Here is a 20,955-nt window from a genome sequence, read left to right on the forward strand (position 1 = left end):
GACCTGACATGCTGTCGGATCAGGATCGCATCTTCACCAACCTCTACGGCCTGCACTCGCCGGGCCTGGAGGCCGCCAAGAAGCGCGGCGCGTGGGACGGGACCAAGTTCCTGCTGGAGCAGGGCCGCGACTGGATCATCGAGGAGATGAAGGCCTCGGGCCTGCGCGGCCGCGGCGGCGCGGGCTTCCCCACCGGCCTCAAATGGTCGTTCATGCCCAAGAAGTCAGACGGGCGCCCGCACTACCTCGTGGTCAACGCCGACGAGTCGGAGCCGGGCACCTGCAAGGACCGGGAGATCATGCGGCACGACCCGCATCTCCTGATCGAGGGCTGCATGCTGGCCTGCTTCGCGATGAACGCGCATGCCTGCTACATCTACATCCGCGGTGAGTACGTCGCCGAGAAGCACGCCCTCCAGAAGGCCGTGGACGAGGCCTACGCGGCCCGCCTCGTCGGCCAGTCGAACGTCCACGACTACCCGTTCGACATCTACGTCCACCACGGCGCCGGCGCCTATATCTGCGGCGAGGAGACGGCGCTCATCGAGAGCCTCGAGGGCAAGAAGGGCATGCCGCGGCTGAAGCCGCCGTTCCCGGCCAATATGGGCCTCTACGGCTGCCCCACGACCGTGAACAACGTCGAGTCGATCGCGGTCGCCGGCACGATCCTGCGCCGGGGCGGCGCGTGGTTCGCCGGCCTCGGCGGCAAGAACAACACCGGCACCAAGCTCTTCTGCGTCTCCGGGCACGTCAACAAGCCGTGCAACGTCGAGGAGGAGCTCGGCATCACCTTCCGCGAGCTCATCGACCGCCATTGCGGCGGCATGCGCGGCGGCTGGGACAACCTGCTGTGCTCGATCCCGGGCGGCTCGTCGGTGCCGCTGGTGCCGGCCGAGCAGATCGTCGACGCCAAGATGGACTTCGACACCCTGCGCAACCTGGGCTCCGGCCTCGGCACCGCGGCGGTGATCGTGCTCGACAAGTCCACCGACATCGTCGCGGCGATCACCCGGATCTCGTACTTCTACAAGCACGAATCCTGCGGCCAGTGCACGCCCTGCCGCGAGGGCACCGGCTGGATGTGGCGCGTCATGCAGCGCATGACCGAGGGCCGCGCGCAGAAGCGCGAGATCGACATGCTGTTCGAGGTCACCAAGCAGATCGAGGGGCACACGATCTGCGCGCTGGGCGACGCGGCGGCCTGGCCGATCCAGGGCCTGATCCGGCACTTCCGCCCCGAGATCGAGAAGCGCATCGACCGCTACACCGCCAACCCGCACAGCGAGCCTGTGCCGATGGCCGCCGAGTAAGGGCGCTATGCCGGTGTCCAACCCACAGCCTCATCCTGAGGTGCCTGCGTCAGCGGGCCTCGAAGGAGTCCTCCAGAGATCGCGAGGCGGGCTGGACATCTCCTTCGAGGCTCGGCTGCGCCTCGCACCTCAGGATGAGGGCGTGGGTGGGATCCGGCCTCGCGCGTTTGGGCCAGTTTACGAGACGATCCGATGACAAAAATCCTCGTCGACGGCACCGAGGTCGACGTCCCCGCCGATTACACGCTGCTCCAGGCCTGCGAGGCCGCGGGGGCCGAGATCCCGCGCTTCTGCTTCCACGAGCGCCTGTCGATCGCCGGCAATTGCCGCATGTGCCTCGTCGAGCTGAAGGGCGCGCCGAAGCCGGTGGCCTCCTGCGCCTACGCGGTGAAGGATTGCCGCCCCGGCCCGAACGGCGAGCCGCCTGAGGTGCTGACGCGCTCGCAGGGCACCAAGAAGGCCCGCGAGGGGGTGATGGAGTTCCTCCTCATCAACCACCCGCTCGACTGCCCGATCTGCGACCAGGGCGGCCACTGCGACCTGCAGGACCAGGCCATGGCCTACGGGGTCGATTCGACCCGCTACACGGAGAACAAGCGGGCGGTCGAGGAGAAGCATATCGGCCCGCTGGTGCGGACCGCGATGAACCGCTGCATCCACTGCACCCGCTGCGTGCGCTTCCTCGCCGAGGTGGCGGGCGTGCCCGACCTCGGCGCCATCGGCCGCGGCGAGGACATGGAGATCACGAGCTACCTCGAGCAGTCGATGGCCTCGGAGCTGCAGGGCAACGTCGCCGACCTCTGCCCGGTGGGCGCCCTCGTGCACCGGCCGCAGAGCTACAACGTCCGGCCGTGGGAGCTGAACAAGACCGAGTCGGTCGACGTGATGGACGCGGTCGGCTCGTCGATCCGCATCGACACACGCGGCCGCGAGGTCATGCAGATCGAGCCGCGGATCAGCGAGGAGATCAACGAGGAGTGGATCTCCGACAAGACCCGCTACCACATCGACGGGCTGCGGATGCAGCGCCTCGACCGGCCGTACCTGCGCGAGAACGGCCGGCTGCGGCCCGCCTCCTGGGGTGAGGCGTTCCAGGCCATCGCCGCGAAGGTGAAGGGCACGGATCCGAAGCGCGTCGGCGCGGTCGTCGGCGACCTCGCGGGCGTCGAGGAGATCTTCGCACTCCGCGAGCTGGTCAGGAGCCTCGGCTCGCCGAACCTCGACTGCCGCCAGACCGATGCCGGCCTCGACCCGGCGCTCGGCCGCGCCTCCTACATCTTCAACCCGACCATCCCGGGCATCGAGGCGGCGGACGCGATCCTGATCGTCGGCGCCAACCCGCGCACCGAGGCCTCGCTGCTGAACGTCCGTATCCGCAAGCGCTGGCGCATGGCCCCGCTGGCGGTGGGCGTGATCGGCGAGCCGGTCGACCTGACCTACCCGAGCCACTACATCGGCGCCGGCCCCGACTCACTCGCGGCGCTCGCCCGCGGCGAGCACAGCTTCCTCGAGATCCTCAAGGAGGCGAAGGCGCCGCTCGTCATCGTCGGCGCCAATGCGGCGCCGGGCATCCTGGCCGCTGCCGCCTCCCTCGCGAAGGAGATCGGCGCGGTCTCGGCCGAGGGGAACGGCTTCGGCGTGCTGCACACGGCCGCGGCCCGGGTCGGCGCGCTCGATCTCGGCTTCGTGCCGGGGGAGGGCGGCCTGACCTTCACGCAGATGCTGGAGCCGGGCGCGCTCGACGTCCTGTTCAACCTCGGCGCCGACGAGCGCGACGTCGCCCCGGGCGCCTTCGTGGTCTACCAGGGCAGCCACGGCGACCGCGGCGCCGCCCGCGCCGACGTGATCCTGCCGGGGGCCGCCTACAGCGAGAAGTCGGCGACCTGGGTGAACACCGAGGGCCGGGTCCAGATGGGCAACCGCGCCGCCTTCCCGCCGGGCGACGCCCGCGAGGACTGGGCGATCCTGCGCGCGCTCTCGGACGTGCTGGGCAAGCGCCTGCCGTTCGACTCGCTGACCGCGCTGCGCCGCGCGCTCTACGCCGCCCACCCGCATCTGGCGGCGGTCGGCGCCGTCGAGCCGGGCAACGTGACCGAGGCGGTCGACCGGCTCGCCGGCCTCGGCGGCACCGCGACCGGTCCGGCCTTCGCGTCGCCCGTGACCGACTTCTACCTCACCAACCCGATCGCCCGCGCCTCGCGGATCCTCGCGGAGTGCTCGCGCCTCGCCCGGGAGCGCGCCGCCGAGGCGCAGCCCCTCGCGGCGGCCGAGTAGGAGCTCAAGACCGATGACGCCGCTCGAAATCCTCGGGACCGTGCTCCTGATCGTGCTGAAGAGCTTCGTGCTGCTCTCGGCACTCCTCGTCTTCATCGCCTACGCGCTGCTCGCCGACCGCAAGATCTGGGCGGCGGTGCAGCTCCGCCGCGGCCCGAACGTGGTCGGGCCGTTCGGCCTGTTCCAGTCCTTTGCCGACCTGATCAAGTTCGTGATCAAGGAGCCGGTGATCCCGGCGGGCGCCAACAAGGCGATCTACCTGCTGGCGCCGCTGGTCTTCGCGATGCTCGCCCTGTCGAGCTGGGCGGTGATCCCGCTCGCGGACGGCTGGGCGATCGCCGACATCAATGTCGGCATCACCTACATCTTCGCGATCTCGTCGCTCGGCGTGTACGGCGTCATCATGGGCGGATGGGCGTCGAACTCGAAATACGCCTTCCTCGGCGCCCTCCGCTCCGCGGCCCAGATGATCTCCTACGAGGTCTCGCTCGGCTTCGTGATCATCTGCGTGCTGCTCTGCGCCGGCTCGCTCAACCTCTCGCGCATCGTGATGGCGCAGGACACCAGCCTCGGCCTGTTCGGCTGGTACTGGCTGTGGCTGTTCCCGATGTTCGTGGTGTTCTTCGTCTCGGCGCTCGCCGAGACCAACCGCCCGCCCTTCGACCTGCCGGAGGCGGAGTCGGAGCTCGTGGCCGGCTACATGGTCGAGTACTCCTCGACGCCGTACCTGCTGTTCATGCTCGGCGAGTACGTCGCCATCATGAGCATGTGCGCCCTCGGGACCATCCTGTTCCTGGGCGGCTGGCTGTCCCCGATCCCGTTCGCGCCCTTCACCTGGGTGCCGGGCGTGATCTGGTTCACCCTGAAGGCCAGCTTCCTGTTCTTCCTGTTCGCGATGGTGAAGTCCATCGTGCCCCGCTACCGCTACGACCAGCTCATGCGTCTCGGCTGGAAGGTCTTCCTGCCGATCTCCCTGATCTCGGTCGTCGTCGTCGCCTTCGTGCTCAAGCTGACCGGCCTCGCGCCGGGCGCCTGAGCCCCCCTTCGCATCGGAGATCCGGGCATGAAGCTCGATCAGGTCGCCAAGAGCCTCCTCCTGAAGGAGTTCGTGTCCGGGATGATCCTCGGCATGCGCTACTTCTTCAAGCCGAAGGCCACGATCAACTACCCCTTCGAGATGGGCCATCGCGGTCCGCGCTTCCGGGGCGAGCACGCGCTGCGCCGCTACCCGAACGGCGAGGAGCGCTGCATCGCGTGCAAGCTCTGCGAGGCGATCTGCCCGGCGCAGGCGATCACCATCGAGGCGGGCCCCCGGCGCAACGACGGCACCCGCCGCACGACGCGCTACGACATCGACATGGTGAAGTGCATCTACTGCGGCATGTGCCAGGAGGCCTGCCCGGTGGACGCCATCGTGGAAGGGCCGAACTTCGAGTTCTCGGTGGAGACCCGCGAGGAGCTCCTCTACGACAAGCAGAAGCTCCTGCTGAACGGTGACCGCTGGGAGCGCGAGATCGCCCGCAACATCGCGATGGACGCGCCGTATCGCTGAGCCGTCGTCCCGGGCACCGGTCGCCGGTGCCCGGCAGAAGATGACGCGAAAACAAGGCCCTAGAGCGTCGCACCGGTTCCCGGTTCCGGTGGGATGCTCTAGAGCCATGCCGGGGGCGCTGTTGTGCCCCCGTCGACCGGGTTCTATAGACGGGCCGCCCGCCGCGGACCGTCTCCACGCACGGCAGAAGGGGCCGCTCCGGCGGCCGATCCCGATCAGCGCATGACCGCAGCAGCCGCCTTCTTCTATCTGTTCGCGAGCATCACGGTCGCGTCGGGCTTCATGGTGATCGCCTCGCGCAATCCCGTCGCCTCGGTGCTGTTCCTGATCCTCGCCTTCGTGAACGCCGCCGGACTGTTCGTCCTGATGGGCGCCGAGTTCCTCGCGATGATCCTCGTGGTCGTCTACGTCGGCGCGGTCGCGGTGCTGTTCCTGTTCGTGGTGATGATGCTCGACGTCGATTTCGCCGAGCTGCGCCAGGGCTTCCAGCAGTATCTCCCGATCGGCGCCCTGATCGGCGCGATCTTCTTGGTCGAGATCCTGCTGGTCGTCGGCTCGTGGAGCATCGACCCGGGCCTCGTCCAGGCCCCGCTCGGCAACGTCGCCTCGGCCGAGAACCTCACCAATGCCCAGGCGCTGGGCCGCGTGATCTACACGGACTACGCCTACTTCTTCCAGCTCGCCGGCCTGATCCTGCTGGTCGCCATGATCGGCGCCATCGTGCTGACGCTGCGCGACCGGCCGGGCGTCAAGCGCCAGAACATCGCGGTCCAGAACGCCCGCACCCAGGCCATGGCGGTCGAGACCCGCAAGGTCCCCTCGCGCCAAGGTGTCGAGGTCTGATGCGCGCGCTGATGAGAGCCGGAGGAATCGAACGATGATCGGCCTGAGCCACTACCTCACCGTCGCGGCGATCCTGTTCACGCTCGGCGTGCTCGGCATCTTCATCAACCGCAAGAACATCATCGTCATCCTGATGTCGGTCGAGCTGATCCTGCTCTCGGTCAACATCAACCTCGTCGCCTTCTCGACGCAGCTGAACGACATCACCGGACAGGTCTTCGCCCTGTTCGTGCTGACCGTCGCGGCCGCCGAATCGGCGATCGGCCTCGCCATCCTGGTGGTGTTCTTCCGCAACCGCGGCTCGATCGCGGTGGAAGACGTCAGCATGATGAAGGGCTAGGGCCTTCCCCTTCGCGCGCCCCGAGTGACATCCGGACGCCGCCGCTTCGCGGCCGGCCCGGAGGACGGACTGCAAGAGAGCGATGTATCACGCGATCGTCTTCTTCCCGCTCATCGGCTTCCTGATCGCCGGCCTGTTCGGCCGGTACATCGGGGCGCGGGCCTGTGAGTACATCACCACGTCCTTCCTCGCCTTCACGGCGCTGATCGCCTGGGGCGTGTTCATCGACGGCGGGCCGGCCGAGCGCGTGCAGGTGGCGTCCTGGTTCGCGGCCGGCGACCTCCAGGTCGACTGGGCCTTCAAGGTCGACACCCTGACCCGGGTGATGCTGGTCGTCGTGACCACCGTCTCGACCCTCGTGCACCTCTACTCCGTGGGCTACATGGAGGAGGATCCGCACCGGCCGCGCTTCTTCGCCTACCTGTCGCTGTTCACCTTCGCCATGCTGATGCTGGTGACGGCCGACAACCTCGTCCAGATGTTCTTCGGCTGGGAGGGCGTGGGCCTCGCCTCGTACCTGCTGATCGGCTTCTGGTACGAGAAGCCCTCGGCCAACGCCGCCGCCATGAAGGCGTTCATCGTCAACCGCGTCGGCGATTTCGGCTTCTCGCTCGGCATCTTCCTGGTCTTCGTGCTGACCGGCTCGGTGGCGTTCGACGCCGTCTTCGGCAAGGTCGACGCGATCAAGACGCTGAGCTTCCACCTCCTCGGCTACGACTGGAACGCCCTGACACTGGCCTGCCTGCTGCTGTTCATGGGCGCCATGGGCAAGTCGGCGCAGTTCCTGCTGCACACGTGGCTGCCCGACGCCATGGAGGGCCCGACCCCGGTCTCGGCGCTGATCCATGCCGCCACGATGGTCACCGCCGGCGTGTTCATGGTCGCCCGCCTGTCGCCGCTCTTCGAGGAGGCGCCGAACGCGCTGATCGTCGTGACGGTGATCGGCGGCATCACGTCCCTGTTCGCGGCCACGATCGGCCTCGTGCAGAACGACATCAAGCGGGTGATCGCCTACTCGACCTGCTCGCAGCTCGGCTACATGTTCGTGGCGCTCGGCGTCGGCGCCTACGCGGCCGGCGTGTTCCACCTGTTCACCCACGCCTTCTTCAAGGCGCTGCTGTTCCTCGGCGCCGGCTCGGTCATCCACGCGATGCACCACGAGCAGGACATGCGGAACATGGGCGGCCTGCGCCGCTACATCCCCTACACCAGCGCCATGATGGCGATCGGTTCGCTCGCGCTGATCGGCTTCCCCTACACGGCCGGCTACTACTCGAAGGACGCGATCATCGAGGCGGCCTACGCCTCGACCCGCCCCGGGCACACGCTCGCCTTCCTGTGCACCGTGGTGGCGGCGTTCTTCACCTCGTTCTACTCCTGGCGCCTGTTCTTCATGACCTTCGAGGGCCCGGCCCGCTGGGGCGCCCACGCCGCCCACGATCAGCACCACGCGCCCGCGGTCGCCCACGCGACTACGGCCCACGCGACCATGGCCCACGAGGCCGACGGCGCGCCCGGGCACACCGAGGGCGTCGCCCACGACGACAAGGGCCACGACATCGAGCCGGCCCACAAGAGCGACCTCGTCGCCGACGACCACCACGGGCACGGCCACCACGGCGACCACACGCCCCACGAGAGCCCGCTGGTGATGACGATCCCGCTGGCGATCCTCGCCTTCGGCGCGCTGTTCGCCGGGATCATCTTCCACAACCGCTTCATCGGCGAGGGGATGGAGGCATTCTGGGGTCACGCACTGGCGCACGGCCCGAACAACCACATCATGCACGAGATCCACGACGTCCCGGCGCTGGTCTCGTACTCGCCACTGATCATGCTAATCCTCGGCTTCGTCGTGGCCTACTGGATGTACATCCGCCGGCCGGAACTGCCGGGCGCGCTCGCCGCGCAGCAGCCGTCGCTGTACCGGTTCCTGCTGAACAAGTGGTACTTCGACGAGATCTACGACCGGATCTTCGTCCGCCCGGCCAAGGATTTCGGCCTGTTCCTCTGGAAGCAGGGCGACGGCCGGATCATCGACGGCCTCGGGCCGAACGGGATCGCGGCGCGCGTCGTGGACGTGACCCGCGGGGTGGTCCGTCTCCAGACCGGCTACGTCTACCACTACGCCTTCGTCATGCTCATCGGCGTCGCCGGCCTGATCAGCTGGTACCTGATGTCCGGCCTGCCCAAGGGTGCACACTGACATGCTCGGCCTCGGCATCCTCTCCGGCCTGCTGATCGTGCCGCTCTGCGGCGCGGCCTTCATCCTCACGCTGAACGGCGACGAGGAGTCGGTCGCGCGCAACAGCCGCTGGGCCGCGCTCGCCACCACGATCGTCACCTTCCTGCTCTCCCTGGTGGCGTGGAGCCGCTACGACACCGCCTCGTCGAGCTTCCAGCTCGTGGAGAGCCACGCGTGGCTCACCGAGACGATCCGGTTCAAGCTCGGCGTCGACGGCTTCTCGATGCCGCTGATCCTGCTGACCACGTTCCTGATGCCGTTCTGCATCGGCGCCTCGTGGCACTCGATCCACTTCCGGGTGAAGGAGTACTTCGTCGCCTTCCTCGTCCTCGAGACGACGATGATCGGCGTCTTCGCCGCCCTCGATCTGGTGCTGTTCTACCTGTTCTTCGAGGCCGGCCTGATCCCGATGTTCCTGATCATCGGCATCTGGGGCGGCGCGCGCCGGGTCTACGCCAGCTTCAAGTTCTTCCTCTACACCCTGCTCGGCTCGGTGCTGATGCTGCTCGCCGTGATGGCGATGTACTGGCAGGCCGGCACCACCGACATCCCGACCCTGCTGCAGTACCGCTTCCCGGTGCAGATGCAGACCTGGCTGTGGCTCGCCTTCTTCGCCTCCTTCGCGGTGAAGATGCCGATGTGGCCGGTCCACACCTGGCTGCCCGACGCCCACGTGGAGGCGCCCACCGCCGGCTCGGTGATCCTGGCGGGCATCCTCCTGAAGATGGGCGGCTACGGCTTCATCCGGATCTCGCTGCCGATGCTGCCGGTGGCGAGCCACGACTTCGCGCCCTTCGTGTTCGCGCTGTCGGTGATCGCGATCATCTTCACGTCACTCACCGCGATGATGCAGACCGACATCAAGAAGCTGATCGCCTACTCGTCGGTGGCCCATATGGGCTTCGTGACGCTGGGGCTGTTCACCCTGAACGAGCAGGGCATCCAGGGCGCGCTGTTCCTGATGATCTCCCACGGCATCGTGTCGGGGGCGCTCTTCCTCTGCGTCGGCGTCGTCTACGACCGGATGCACACCCGCGAGATCTCGGCCTATGGCGGCCTCGTGAAGCGGATGCCGCTCTACGCCGTGGCCATGATGGTGTTCACGATGGCCAATGTCGGCCTGCCGGGCACCTCGGGCTTCGTCGGCGAGTTCCTGGCCATGCTCGGCGCCTTCAAGGCGAACCCGAACGTGGCGTTCTTCTCGACCTTCGGCATCATCCTGTCGGCGGCCTACGCCCTGTGGCTCTACGCCCGGGTGATCTACGGGAAGCTGGAGAAGCCGAATCTCCAGGGCATCCTGGATCTCGACACCCGCGAGAAGATCATCCTGGCGCCGCTGGTCGTCCTGACGATCTACTACGGCGTTCACCCGGCCCCCGTGCTCGACGTGTTCGCGCCCTCGACCGACGCGCTGATGGCGAGCATCAAGACCGCGCTCTCGAACACCCAGACGGCCGCCGCGGCGCTGCCGATCCCGCGCTGAGGCGGACACCATGACAACCGTCCACTCCGTCCTGCCCTCGCTGGCGCCGCTCATGCCCGAGCTGATCCTCGGCGTCGGCGTCATGGGCCTGATCCTCTACGGCGCGTGGCGCGGCGACCGCTCCGCCGAGACCGTGAGCATCGGCGCCCTCGCCCTGCTCCTCGTCGCCCTGTCGGTGGTGATCTCGCAGCCGGTGCACGGCCGGGTCACGACCCTGTCGGGCGCGTTCGTGTCCGATTCCTTCGCCAAGGTGATGAAGTCGCTGGTGCTGCTCGGATCCGCGGCGACGATCCTGCTGGCGCACGACTTCTTCAAGCGCGAGCGCATCGACCGGTTCGAGTTCCCGGTCCTGATCGTGCTCTGCACCATCGGCATGATGGTCATGGTCTCGGCCAACGACCTGATCGCGCTCTACCTGGGCCTGGAGCTGCAGTCGCTCGCCGCCTACGTGATCGCCGCCTTCCACCGCGACGACGTGAAGTCCACCGAGGCCGGCCTCAAGTACTTCGTGCTCGGCGCGCTCTCCTCCGGCATGCTGCTCTACGGCGCCTCGCTGGTCTACGGCTTCACCGGCACCGTCTCGTTCCCCGGCATCGTCTCGGCGCTCAACGAGAATGCCGGGTTCGGCATCGTGCTGGGCATCGTGTTCCTGGCGGCCGGCGTGTGCTTCAAGCTGGCGGCCGTGCCGTTCCACATGTGGACGCCCGACGTCTACGAGGGCTCGCCGACCCCGGTGACGGCCTTCTTCGCCTCGGCGCCCAAGATGGCCGCCGTGGCGATGACCGTGCGGGTGTTCATCGGCGCGATGCCGGACGTGACGGCGATCTGGCAGCAGATCTTCATCTTCGTCTCGATCGCGTCGATGGCGCTCGGCTCGTTCGCGGCGATCGGGCAGACCTCGATCAAGCGCCTGATGGCCTACTCGTCGATCGGCAATATCGGCTACGCGCTGATCGGCCTGGCCTCCGGCTCGGAGGAGGGGATCAGCGGGCTCGTCACCTACATGATCATCTACCTCGCGATGACGCTCGGCACCTTCGCGATCATCCTGTCGCTCCGGCGCCGGGACGTGATGTTCGAGAAGATCGAGGACCTGTCGGGCCTGTCGCGGACCCATCCGTGGCTCGCCTTCTGCCTCGCCGCGATGATGTTCTCGCTGGCCGGCATCCCGCCGCTCGCCGGGTTCTTCGCGAAGTTCTACGTCTTCGCCGCCGCCATCAAGGCGGGTCTCGTGACGCTGGCGGTGATCGGCGTGGTGACCAGCGTGGTGGGCGCCTACTACTACCTGCGCGTCGTGCGGATCATGTACTTCGACGAGCCGAAGGAGCCGTACGAGGCGATGGCCCCGGGCCTGCGCATCGTGCTCGCCCTGTCGAGCGTCGTGGTGGTGCTGTTCTTCCTGCTGCCCGGGCCGCTGGTCGGCGCCGCCGGCCGGGCCGCGAAGTCGCTGTTCTAGGACGGCCTTGACCTACCGACTCGGGCCCTCGGCGCGCGCCGAGGGCCACCGCCTGCACGTCCACGACACCCTCGGCTCCACCAACACGGAGGCCGTGGCGCGCGCGCGCGCCGGCGAGACAGGCCCGCTCTGGGTGGTGACGCACCGCCAGGAGGCGGGCCGCGGTCGGCGGGGCAACAGCTGGTCCTCGCTCCCCGGCAACCTCGCGGCGAGCGTGCTCTGGCCGGTCGCCGGGGTCGCGCCGGACCACCTCGCCGAGTTGGGCTTCGTGGCCGGCCTCGCCCTGATCGAGGCGCTGGAGGCGGCCTGCGGCACCCTGCCGGATACCGGATCCGGCGCCGGGGCCCGATCTTTTCAGCTCAAATGGCCGAACGACGTGCTGCTCGGCGGGGCGAAGCTCGCCGGCCTGCTCCTGGAGGCGGAGACGCTCCCGGGCGGGCGGCGCGCCGCGGTCATCGGCTTCGGCGTGAACGTCGCGGCGGCGCCGGAGGGCTTCGGGGCGGCGAGCCTGGCGGCGGCGGGTTACGCGTGCGGCGCCGAGGCGCTACTGGAACATCTCTCGGACCGGGTGGCCGCGCGGGCGCGCGCCTGGGACCGGGGACGGAATTTCGCTGACCTGCGCGCGGCCTGGCTCGCGCGGGCCGCGGGTCTCGGATCGGAGATCGCGGTGCACAGCGGCGGTCACATCCTGCGGGGCGTGTTCGAGACGATCGACGAGGGGGGGCGGCTCGTGATCCTCGCCCCCGACGGGAACCGGCATACCGTGACGGCGGGCGAGGTGCATTTCGGATCGGCCGCGACGGCGGCCTGAGTTTGGACGACGACAGATGGTTAAGGGACAGGAGGAGCTGGTCTTCCTGCCGCTCGGCGGCGTGGGCGAGATCGGGATGAACGCGGCACTCTACGGGTTCGGCCCGGAGAAGGGCCGGAAGTGGATCATGGTCGATTGCGGCATGGGCTTCGCCGGCGAGGAGCAGATGCCGGGCGTCGACCTGATGTTCCCCGACCTCTCCTTCATCGAGGAGCGGCGCAAGGACCTGCTGGGGATCTTCATCACCCACGCGCACGAGGACCATATCGGGGCGATCTCGGAGCTGTGGCCCCGGCTCAAGGCGCCGGTCTACGCGACCCGCTTCGCCAAGAACCTGCTGGAGACCCGGCGCCTGTCCGAGCCCGGCGCCCCGAAGGTCGAGCTGCGGGAGGTGAAGCCCGGGCGGCGCGTGACCGTCGGGCCGTTCGAGCTCGAGTACGTGCCGGTCTCGCACTCCATCCCGGAATCGAACGCCATCGCCATCCGCACCGCGGCGGGCCTCGTCCTCCACACTGGCGACTGGAAGATCGACCCGACCCCGGTGGCCGGCTCGGTGACGTCGCCGGAGGCGTTCACGGCGCTCGGGGACGAGGGCGTCCTCGCCATCGTCTGCGACTCGACCAACGTCGTGCGCGAGGGCTTCTCGCCGAGCGAGAAGACCGTCGCCGAGACGCTGAAGACGCTGATCGCGGACGCGCCGCACCGGGTCGCCGTGACGACCTTCGCGTCCAACGTGGCGCGCATCCGCGCGGTCGCCGAGGCGGCGGCCGCCTGCGGGCGGGAGGTCATCGCGGTCGGCCGCGCCATGGACCGGGTGATCGACGTGGCCCGCGAGTGCGGCTACCTCGACGGCCTGCCCGAGTTCCGCCGCTCCGATTCGTGGAAGAGCCTGCCGCGGGAGCGCGTCGTCGCGCTGCTCACCGGCTCACAGGGCGAGCCGCGGGCGGCGCTCGCCCGCGTCTCCCGCCGCGACCACCCGGATATCAGCCTCACCGCCGGTGACCAGGTGATCTTCTCCTCGCGCGCCATCCCGGGCAACGAGCGCGATGTCGGCTCGATCATCAACGACCTGATCGAGCAGGGCGTCGAGGTGATCACCGACCGCACCGACCTCGTCCACGTCTCCGGCCACCCGCGCCGGGACGAGATGGTCGAGATGTACCGGTGGACCCGCCCGGGCACCGCGATCCCGGTCCACGGCGAGGCCCTGCACCTCGACGAGCACGCCCGCTTCGCGCGGGCGCAGGGCGTGCAGAACGTGGTCAAGGCCCGCAACGGCAGCCTGATCCGTCTGAGCCCCGGCAAGCCCGAGGTGATCGACCACGTGAAGGCCGGCCGCCTGTTCAAGGACGGCGACGTCCTGATCGACGAGAAGGACCGGGCGATCCCGGAGCGGCGCAAGCTGATGCAGGCCGGCCTGGTCTCGGTGGCGATCGCTATCGACGAGGACGGCGTCGTGCTCGGCGAGCCGGCGGTGGACATCATCGGCCTGCCGAACCGCGGCCGGTCCGGCGAGCCGCTGATCGAGACCGTGGTGGACGCGGTCTCCCGCACCCTGTCGGGGATGTCGCGGGGCAAGCTCAAGGACTCGGAGAGCGTCGAGAAGACGGTCGACCGGGCGGTGCGCACCGCGGTCAACGAGGTGTGGGGCAAGAAGCCGGCCTGCCACGTGCAGGTGGTGGAGGTGTGAAGCTGGCTGCCGATAGCGGTTGGCTGTAATCTAGACGGAGCCGAAGCAGCCGATCATCCGATCGGCTGCCGGACAGGGCCCGGGTTCCCTCTCGCGCACGGGAGAGGGACAGGGTGAGGGGGACAGGTTCTGCCGGAGAGGGCTCGTCCCTCACCCCAACCCTCTGCCGCACGGGAGAGGGGGCCGGTCGCGTCCGCGCGTACGGGCGGAGCCTTCCCCGCGAACGAACGAAGCTCCCGGACAGGGGGCCAGAATGCCGGGGAGGAAACATCATGATCGGCCGTCTCAACCACGTGGCCATCGCCGTGCAGGATCTCGACGCCGCCTGCGCGGTCTACCGCGACACGCTGGGCGCGACGATCACCGCGCCCCTGCCGCAGCCCGAGCACGGCGTCACCGTCGTGTTCGTCGAGCTGCCGAACAGCAAGATCGAGCTGATGTCCCCTCTGGGCGAGGGCTCGCCGATCGAGTCCTTCGTGGCCCGCAACCCGGGCGGCGGCATCCACCACGTCTGCTACGAGGTCGACGACATCCTGGCCGCCCGCGACCAGCTCAAGGCGCAGGGCGCCCGGGTGCTCGGCACCGGTGAGCCGCGGATCGGCGCGCACGGCAAGCCGGTCCTGTTCCTGCACCCCAAGGACTTCCTCGGCACCCTGGTCGAGCTGGAGCAGGTGTGAGCCGGATGATGAACGCACTGGCCCGCTCGACGCCGGTGACCCTGGCGGCGATCACCGTCCTGATCGCCGCCTTCGTGGCGGCGGCGGTGAGCCTGTTCAAGCTGACGGTGGGCGGGGCGATCGCCCTCTACTTCGTGGTCTGGTGGACGCTGCTCTTCGCGGTCCTGCCCCTGCGCAACCAGCCGGAGACGCGGCCCAGCCACGTGGTTCCGGGCCAGGATCCCGGCGCGCCGGCAGCGCCGCGACTGCGCGAGAAGGCGATCTGGACGACGCTGGTCGCGGGCGCCGCCTTCCTGATCGCCCTGGCGGTGTTCCCGCTGACCGGACTTTAGGACGGCTCTGAGCGGCGATCCGGGAGACGCCCCGCGTCGGGTCACGGCCCGGGAAACCAGATGGGCGCGGGCCCTCCCGGTGGTCCGACACGGCCGCGCCGACCGGACCCAAGAATAAAAAAAGCAAGGCCCGAGGCCTTGCTTTCAAGCTTCACTGGCTCGACCTTGAAATATCCCTCGCATTGGCTGCGGGGCGGTCGCTTTTCCTCCCGAGACTCGGACCTTGCGCCACCTCTTCCGGGCGTCGCAAACATCGCCGGACGCTTATAGGAACAACAATTCGTGTTGTCACCGGGTCTGCGAGAAAAATCTGCGCTTTCTTGCCGGCAAATGGGCATACCGCTTTCCGCCTAGGCAGCGGCCTCAGCGCGGCCGGGCCGCCGCCTCCGGTTCGCCGCGATTACGCCCCGCCGTGGTCGCGCAGTGCTTGTAATTTGCGTCTCCGGCGTGTTGTGTGCCGGCGCGCCGCGGCTCCTCCCGGCCGATCCTCTTCCAAGACTCTGACGACATGCGTCTCTCCCGCTATTTCATGCCGACCTTGCGCGAGACGCCCAAGGAAGCCGAGATCGTCTCGCACCGGCTGATGCTGCGCGCCGGCCTAGTCCGCCAGGAAGCCGCCGGCATCTACGCCTGGTTGCCGCTGGGCCTGCGGGTTCTGGAGCGCGTCTGCGCGGTGATCCGGCGGGAGCAGGACCGGTCCGGCGCCGTCGAGATCCTGATGCCGACGGTGCAGTCCGCCGAGCTGTGGCGGGAATCCGGCCGCTACGACGCCTACGGCAAGGAGATGCTGCGCCTGAAGGACCGGCACGACCGCGAGATGCTCTACGGCCCCACAGCCGAGGAGATGGTCACCGAGATCTTCCGGGCGAGCGTGCGCTCCTACAAGGACCTGCCCAAGAACCTCTACCAGATCTCGTGGAAGTTCCGCGACGAGGTGCGGCCGCGCTTCGGCACGATGCGCTCCCGCGAGTTCCTGATGAAGGACGCCTACTCGTTCGATTTCGACCAGGCCGGCGCGCGCCACGCCTACAACCGGATGTTCGTGGCGTACCTGCGGACCTTCGCGGGCCTCGGCCTGAAAGCGATCCCGATGCGCGCCGATACCGGCCCGATCGGCGGCGACCTGTCCCACGAGTTCATCATCCTGGCGAAGACCGGCGAGAGCGAGGTCTTCTGCGACAAGGCCTATCTCGACTTCGACATCCCGCCGGCGACCGTCGATTTCGACGACGTCGCCGCCCTCCAGGGCATCGTCGATGCCTGGACCTCGCACTACGCGGCCACCGAGGAGATGCACGAGCCGGCGGCCTTCGCGGAGGTCCCGGAGGACAACCGCATGGCGGCCCGCGGCATCGAGGTCGGGCACATCTTCTACTTCGGCACCAAGTATTCCGAGCCGATGGGCGCCAAGGTCGCCGGTCCGGACGGGATCGAGCGGCCGGTCCATATGGGCTCCTACGGCATCGGGCCGAGCCGGCTGGTCGCCGCCATCGTCGAGGCCAGCCACGACGAGGCCGGGATCATCTGGCCGGACTCGGTCGCGCCGTTCGACGTCGCCCTGATCAACCTCAAGGTCGGGGACGCGGCCACCGACGCCGCCTGCGCGCAGATCCAGTCCGACCTGGAGACCGCCGGCCTGTCGGTGCTCTACGACGACCGCGACGAGCGCCCCGGCGCGAAGTTCGCCACCGCCGACCTGATCGGCCTGCCCTGGCAGGTGATCGTCGGGCCCAAGGGCCTAGCGGAGGGCAAGGTCGAGCTGAAGCGGCGTGCCGGCGGCGAGCGCGAGAGCCTCGCGACCGTCGATCTGCTGGCACGCATCCGGCGCGTCTGAGGCGTGCCGATGGCCGCCTCAGCGAAGCTGGACCGGGTTCGGACCTTCGCGGCCTCGTTCGCGGCCTCGTTCCGCCAGGGCACCGCGCCCTTCGCGCCGTTCGAGTGGATCCTCGCCGGCCGCTACCTGCGCGCCCGGCGCCGGGGCGGCGGCGTCTCGGTGGTGGCGTTCTTCTCGGTGCTCGGCATCGCGCTCGGCGTCGCCACGCTGATCATCGTCCTGTCAGTGATGAACGGCTTCCGCGCGGAACTGCTGTCGAAGATCGTCGGCATCAACGGCCACCTGTTCGCGACGCCCATCGACCGGCCGTTCAACGACTGGACCGACCTGTCGGACCGGCTGTCGAAGGTGGCGGGCGTGCGCGCCGCGGTGCCGCTGGTCGAGGGCCAGGCCTTCGCCTCGTCGCAGTACGGCGGATCCGGCGTCATCATCCGCGGCGTGCGGGCGGCCGACCTCGACGCGCTGGCGGCCGTGTCCTCGGCGATCCGCGGCGGCACCCTCGAAGGTTTCGACGACGGCACCGGCGTGCTGATCGGGCGGCGGCTCGCCGACACGCTGGGCCTGCAGGCCGGCGACACGATCACGCTGGTCACGCCCAAGGGCTCGTCGACGCCCTTCGGGACGGCGCCGCGCACCAAGAGCTACACGGTCAAGGCGGTGTTCGAGGTCGGCATGACCGAGTTCGACCAGACCTTCGTGTTCATGCCGCTGGTCGAGGCCCAGGCGTTCTTCAACAAGGACGGCGACGTGAGCATGATCGAGATCTATGTCGACGATCCCGACCATGTCGGCGACATGCGCGAGCCCCTGGAGATGGCGGCCGAGCGCCCGATCCTGCTCACCGACTGGCGCCAGCGCAACCGGACCTTCTTCGGGGCCCTGGAGGTCGAGCGGAACGTCATGTTCCTGATCCTCAGCCTGATCGTCGTGGTGGCGACCCTCAACATCGTCTCCGGCCTGATCCTGCTGGTGCGCGACAAGTCGAGCGACATCGCGATCCTGCGCACCATGGGGGCGACGCCGGGCACGATCATGCGGGTGTTCCTGATCAACGGCGCGCTGATCGGCGTCGTCGGGACGCTCAGCGGGCTCGGCCTCGGCATCCTGATCACCCTCAACATCAAGCCGATCCAGCACGTGCTGTTTCCGGGCGCCTGGGACCCCACGGTGCGGTTCCTCGCCGAGATCCCGGCGCAGATGAACCCGAAGGAGATCACCGCCGTAGTGATCACCTCCCTGCTGCTGTCGCTCGCGGCGACGCTGTATCCCTCTTGGCGCGCCGCCCGGCTCGATCCGGTGCAGGCCCTCCGCTACGGCTGACGGGCCGCATCCGATGAGCGATTCGAGCCAGACCGCCGGCGACCAGCCGGTGCCGGCGCTGTTCTTCTCCCGCGTCGAGCGGCGCTACGCCCAGGCCGAGGGTGCCCTCGAGATCCTGCGCGGGGCCGACCTCGCGATCTGGCCGGGGGAGTTGGTCGCGCTGGTGGCGCCGTCGGGAGCCGGCAAGTCGACCCTGCTGCACCTCGCCGGCCTCTTGGAGCGGCCGGACGGGGGCGAGATCTATATCGGCGGTCAGCCCACGGCCGCGATGGCGGATTCCGAGCGCACGCGCCTGCGGCGCGAGGAGATGGGTTTCGTCTACCAGTTCCACCACCTCCTGCCGGAGTTCTCGGCGCTGGAGAACGTGGTGATGCCCCAGCTCATCCGCGGCCTGAAGGCCCCGGAGGCGAAGGCCCGCGCCACGGAACTCCTGAGCTTCCTCGGCCTCAAGGAGCGCCTGCCGCACCGTCCGGCGGAGCTGTCGGGAGGCGAGCAGCAGCGCGTCGCCATCGCCCGGGCGGTGGCCAACGGACCGCGGCTGCTGCTCGCCGACGAGCCGACCGGCAACCTCGATCCCGGGACGGCGGGCCACGTCTTCTCGATCCTGATGGCCCTGGTCCGCGCCTCGGGGCTCGCCGCCCTGGTCGCGACCCACAACCTGGAATTGGCCGCCCGCATGGATCGGCGGGTCACCATCCGGGACGGGCTGATCACGCAGCTCGACTGAGCGGGCCACCCGCTGAGCAGATCTCCCGTGTGCCGGCGCAGATATGGCACGCGCGGCGGCGCGCCCCTTGCACGCCGCGCCCCGGCAGCCTCGATCAACCACAGGGCGCATCGCTCCCGGCCCGCGACGCCAGCCGGACCGCAGACCTCCGAGCCCCGCAAGTGCACGCGCTCTTTAATCCGTTGCGCCGCGTGCGACGCGTCACGTCGCGGAAGACACCGGGCCCCTATCTTGTGATCACGCAAGACAAAACAGAGCCGAACAACCGGTCTGTACTGCGTTATCTCTGGAGCCTGACCATGAAGACCCGTATCGCCGCAGCCGTCACCGCACTTGTCCTTGGCGTTGCCCCGATCTCGTCCGCTCTGGCGGCGAACGGCGCCCGCTGGACGGGCCTCGCTCCCTACGAGGTCGAGACCACGGGCTCGCTCGGACTGGGGGTCCACGACAATCCCAACTACGTCGGCTGCCCGCTGAGCTCGGCCGCCGAGGGCAACGCCGACCAGCAGACCCGGCCGGTGAAGCAGTACGGCCAGACCTCCGGCGGCTACCGCTGCTGAGCCGACGCGAGGACGGATGAAGCTCAAGGCTCTCTCCTACGTCATGATCGGCGCCTTCGTGAGCGGCCTGCTCATGACGTTCGTCGGTTCGGCCACCGCGCTGCTCGGGCAGTAATCGAAAGGGCGCCGCTTCCGTCGGAGGGGGCGCCCCCCCGCGTTCGGGCAGCCGGCGGGTCAGGACGCGCGGGACGGGCCGGGACCGGACTCGGCGGCCGTCAGCCGCTCGACGTAGTCGCAGGCGTCGAGGACGGCGTCGCGGCCGTCCGCCATCCGCGCCCGGGCCGCCGCGCAGGCCCGCGTCACCGCGGGGTCGGCGAGCAGCCGGCCGAGGACCCGCGCCGCCCGCGCGGGCCGGAAGGCGCGGCGGCTCAGGGTGGCGCCGAGATCCCGATCCTTCAGCCGCCGCCCCTCGTCGAAATGGTCGAAGGCCACGGGCACCACCAGCTGCGGGACGCCCGCGGCCAGCGCCTGCGCCACCGTGCCGACGCCGCCGTGGTGGACCAGCGCCGCGCTGCGCGGCAGCAGGGCGCTCAGGGGGGCGTAGGGCAGGTGGATGATCCCGGCCGGCAGCGGCTTCGGGATCTGCCCCCCCTGCGGGGCGAGCAGGACGCCGCGCCGGCCCATGCGCCGGCACAGCCGCACCGCAGTGTCGAAGAAGCCGGCGCCCTGGCGCATGGCCGAGCCGTAGGTGAACACGATCGGCGGGTCGCCCGCCTCGAGGAACGCTTCCAGCTCCGGCGGCATGGACGCCACGTCGCCGAACCGGTCGACCAGCGGGAAGCCGAGCTGCACCGCCTGGCCCGGCCAGTCGGCCTGGGGCTCCGCGTACCAGTCGGGGAACATCAGGAGCATGCCGGTCGGGCTGTTCCACCAGTGCCGCAGCCGGTAGACCGGATCGAGGCCGAGACGCGCCCGCAGGGCGTTCAGCGGCGGGAGGGTGAACGGGCCGACCGCCACCTTGTCGACGCCGAGATTCACGTAGGCTCGCAGGGCGGCCGGCAGGACGCGCGGCAGCGGCAGGCCCGGCAGGCGCGGCGGATCGTACCGGCTCTCGATCAGGAACGGCATGACGTGCAGCGTCGCGGTCGGCAGATCGTAGAGGTCCTGCGCGAGCCGCGCCCCCCAGCCCAGCGGCGAGGCGACCACCCGCAGGTCGATCCCCCGGGCGCGGGTCGCGCCGAGCCACAGGCAGGCCGGCTCGGCCACCCGCAGGGCGTAGTCGAACATCGGGCGGAACCCCTGCTGCGGGTGCCACAGATCCGGCTGGCGGATCACCGCCTCGTAATCGGCGACCGTGCCCAGGGGCTGGAAGGCGAGGCCGGCCCGGCGGGCCATCGCCTCGAACGGGGCCGGGGCCGCCAGCGAGACGCCGTGGCCGCGCTTCAGGAGCTCGTGCCCCAGCGCGATGAACGGAAGCACATCGCCGTGTGTGCCGACGGCCACGAGGGCGACGTCGAACCGTTCGACCGTCCGGTGCTCGGGAATGGCTTGCTCCTTCGAA

At 69.3% G+C, this 20,955-nt stretch carries 18 protein-coding genes; 17 read left to right on the plus strand and 1 reads right to left on the minus strand.

All coding sequences use genetic code 11. The annotated features are described in order from the left end of the window. Window positions 1-8 precede the first annotated feature (8 nt). From nuoF to LXM90_RS13350, 17 genes are all read left to right on the plus strand, one after another. A complete protein-coding gene (gene nuoF, locus LXM90_RS13270; RefSeq protein ID WP_012319032.1) occupies window positions 9-1,310 on the plus strand; it encodes an NADH-quinone oxidoreductase subunit NuoF in 1,302 nt (433 codons plus the stop codon). A 192-nt stretch (window positions 1,311-1,502) separates the two neighbouring features. After that, window positions 1,503-3,584 (plus strand): NADH-quinone oxidoreductase subunit NuoG, encoded by a 2,082-nt coding sequence (gene nuoG, locus LXM90_RS13275; RefSeq protein WP_020092239.1) that lies wholly within the window; start codon window positions 1,503-1,505, stop codon window positions 3,582-3,584. A gap of 13 nt (window positions 3,585-3,597) precedes the next feature. Beyond that, window positions 3,598-4,620, plus strand: a complete 1,023-nt coding sequence (gene nuoH, locus LXM90_RS13280) for an NADH-quinone oxidoreductase subunit NuoH (protein ID WP_020092240.1) — start codon at window positions 3,598-3,600, stop codon at window positions 4,618-4,620. Between the two features lie 27 nt (window positions 4,621-4,647). Continuing rightward, window positions 4,648-5,136: an NADH-quinone oxidoreductase subunit NuoI gene (gene nuoI, locus LXM90_RS13285; RefSeq protein ID WP_007560744.1), complete on the plus strand. Its 489-nt coding sequence runs from the start codon at window positions 4,648-4,650 to the stop codon at window positions 5,134-5,136. Window positions 5,137-5,358: 222 nt separating this feature from the next. After that, on the plus strand, window positions 5,359-5,979 hold the full coding sequence (locus LXM90_RS13290; protein WP_020092241.1) for an NADH-quinone oxidoreductase subunit J: 621 nt from the start codon (window positions 5,359-5,361) through the stop codon (window positions 5,977-5,979). 34 nt (window positions 5,980-6,013) lie between these two features. Further along, on the plus strand, window positions 6,014-6,319 hold the full coding sequence (nuoK, locus tag LXM90_RS13295) for an NADH-quinone oxidoreductase subunit NuoK (RefSeq protein WP_010686008.1): 306 nt from the start codon (window positions 6,014-6,016) through the stop codon (window positions 6,317-6,319). An 82-nt stretch (window positions 6,320-6,401) separates the two neighbouring features. Continuing rightward, window positions 6,402-8,525: an NADH-quinone oxidoreductase subunit L gene (gene nuoL, locus LXM90_RS13300; protein ID WP_020092242.1), complete on the plus strand. Its 2,124-nt coding sequence runs from the start codon at window positions 6,402-6,404 to the stop codon at window positions 8,523-8,525. Window position 8,526: 1 nt separating this feature from the next. Further along, the gene (locus LXM90_RS13305; protein WP_020092243.1) at window positions 8,527-10,047 is read left to right on the plus strand and encodes an NADH-quinone oxidoreductase subunit M; all 1,521 of its coding nucleotides are present in this window, start codon (window positions 8,527-8,529) and stop codon (window positions 10,045-10,047) included. Window positions 10,048-10,057: 10 nt separating this feature from the next. Further along, window positions 10,058-11,503 carry an NADH-quinone oxidoreductase subunit NuoN gene (gene nuoN / locus LXM90_RS13310; RefSeq protein WP_020092244.1) on the plus strand — a complete coding sequence of 482 codons (1,446 nt, stop codon included), beginning with the start codon at window positions 10,058-10,060 and terminating at the stop codon, window positions 11,501-11,503. Window positions 11,504-11,510: 7 nt separating this feature from the next. Continuing rightward, window positions 11,511-12,314 carry a biotin--[acetyl-CoA-carboxylase] ligase gene (locus LXM90_RS13315; RefSeq protein ID WP_020092245.1) on the plus strand — a complete coding sequence of 268 codons (804 nt, stop codon included), beginning with the start codon at window positions 11,511-11,513 and terminating at the stop codon, window positions 12,312-12,314. Between the two features lie 16 nt (window positions 12,315-12,330). After that, window positions 12,331-14,004, plus strand: coding sequence for a ribonuclease J (locus LXM90_RS13320; protein ID WP_012319023.1), 1,674 nt, complete (start codon window positions 12,331-12,333; stop codon window positions 14,002-14,004). Between the two features lie 272 nt (window positions 14,005-14,276). After that, a complete protein-coding gene (mce, locus tag LXM90_RS13325) occupies window positions 14,277-14,681 on the plus strand; it encodes a methylmalonyl-CoA epimerase (protein ID WP_020092246.1) in 405 nt (134 codons plus the stop codon). A 5-nt stretch (window positions 14,682-14,686) separates the two neighbouring features. After that, entirely contained in the window at window positions 14,687-15,013 is a 327-nt protein-coding gene (locus tag LXM90_RS13330) for a DUF1467 family protein (protein ID WP_020092247.1), read from the plus strand. A 508-nt stretch (window positions 15,014-15,521) separates the two neighbouring features. Next, window positions 15,522-16,847: a proline--tRNA ligase gene (proS, locus tag LXM90_RS13335; RefSeq protein ID WP_020092248.1), complete on the plus strand. Its 1,326-nt coding sequence runs from the start codon at window positions 15,522-15,524 to the stop codon at window positions 16,845-16,847. Window positions 16,848-16,856: 9 nt separating this feature from the next. Then, window positions 16,857-18,167, plus strand: coding sequence for a lipoprotein-releasing ABC transporter permease subunit (locus tag LXM90_RS13340; RefSeq protein ID WP_020092249.1), 1,311 nt, complete (start codon window positions 16,857-16,859; stop codon window positions 18,165-18,167). A 13-nt stretch (window positions 18,168-18,180) separates the two neighbouring features. Further along, window positions 18,181-18,894, plus strand: a complete 714-nt coding sequence (locus tag LXM90_RS13345) for an ABC transporter ATP-binding protein (protein WP_020092250.1) — start codon at window positions 18,181-18,183, stop codon at window positions 18,892-18,894. Window positions 18,895-19,193: 299 nt separating this feature from the next. Next, window positions 19,194-19,454 carry a hypothetical protein gene (locus LXM90_RS13350; protein WP_020092251.1) on the plus strand — a complete coding sequence of 87 codons (261 nt, stop codon included), beginning with the start codon at window positions 19,194-19,196 and terminating at the stop codon, window positions 19,452-19,454. Between the two features lie 174 nt (window positions 19,455-19,628). On the opposite strand, the gene LXM90_RS13355 is transcribed toward LXM90_RS13350, so the two are convergent. Continuing rightward, entirely contained in the window at window positions 19,629-20,897 is a 1,269-nt protein-coding gene (locus LXM90_RS13355) for a glycosyltransferase (RefSeq protein WP_020092253.1), read from the minus strand. Window positions 20,898-20,955 lie beyond the last annotated feature (58 nt).

The organism is Methylobacterium oryzae (genome assembly GCF_021398735.1).
Lineage (GTDB): Bacteria > Pseudomonadota > Alphaproteobacteria > Rhizobiales > Beijerinckiaceae > Methylobacterium.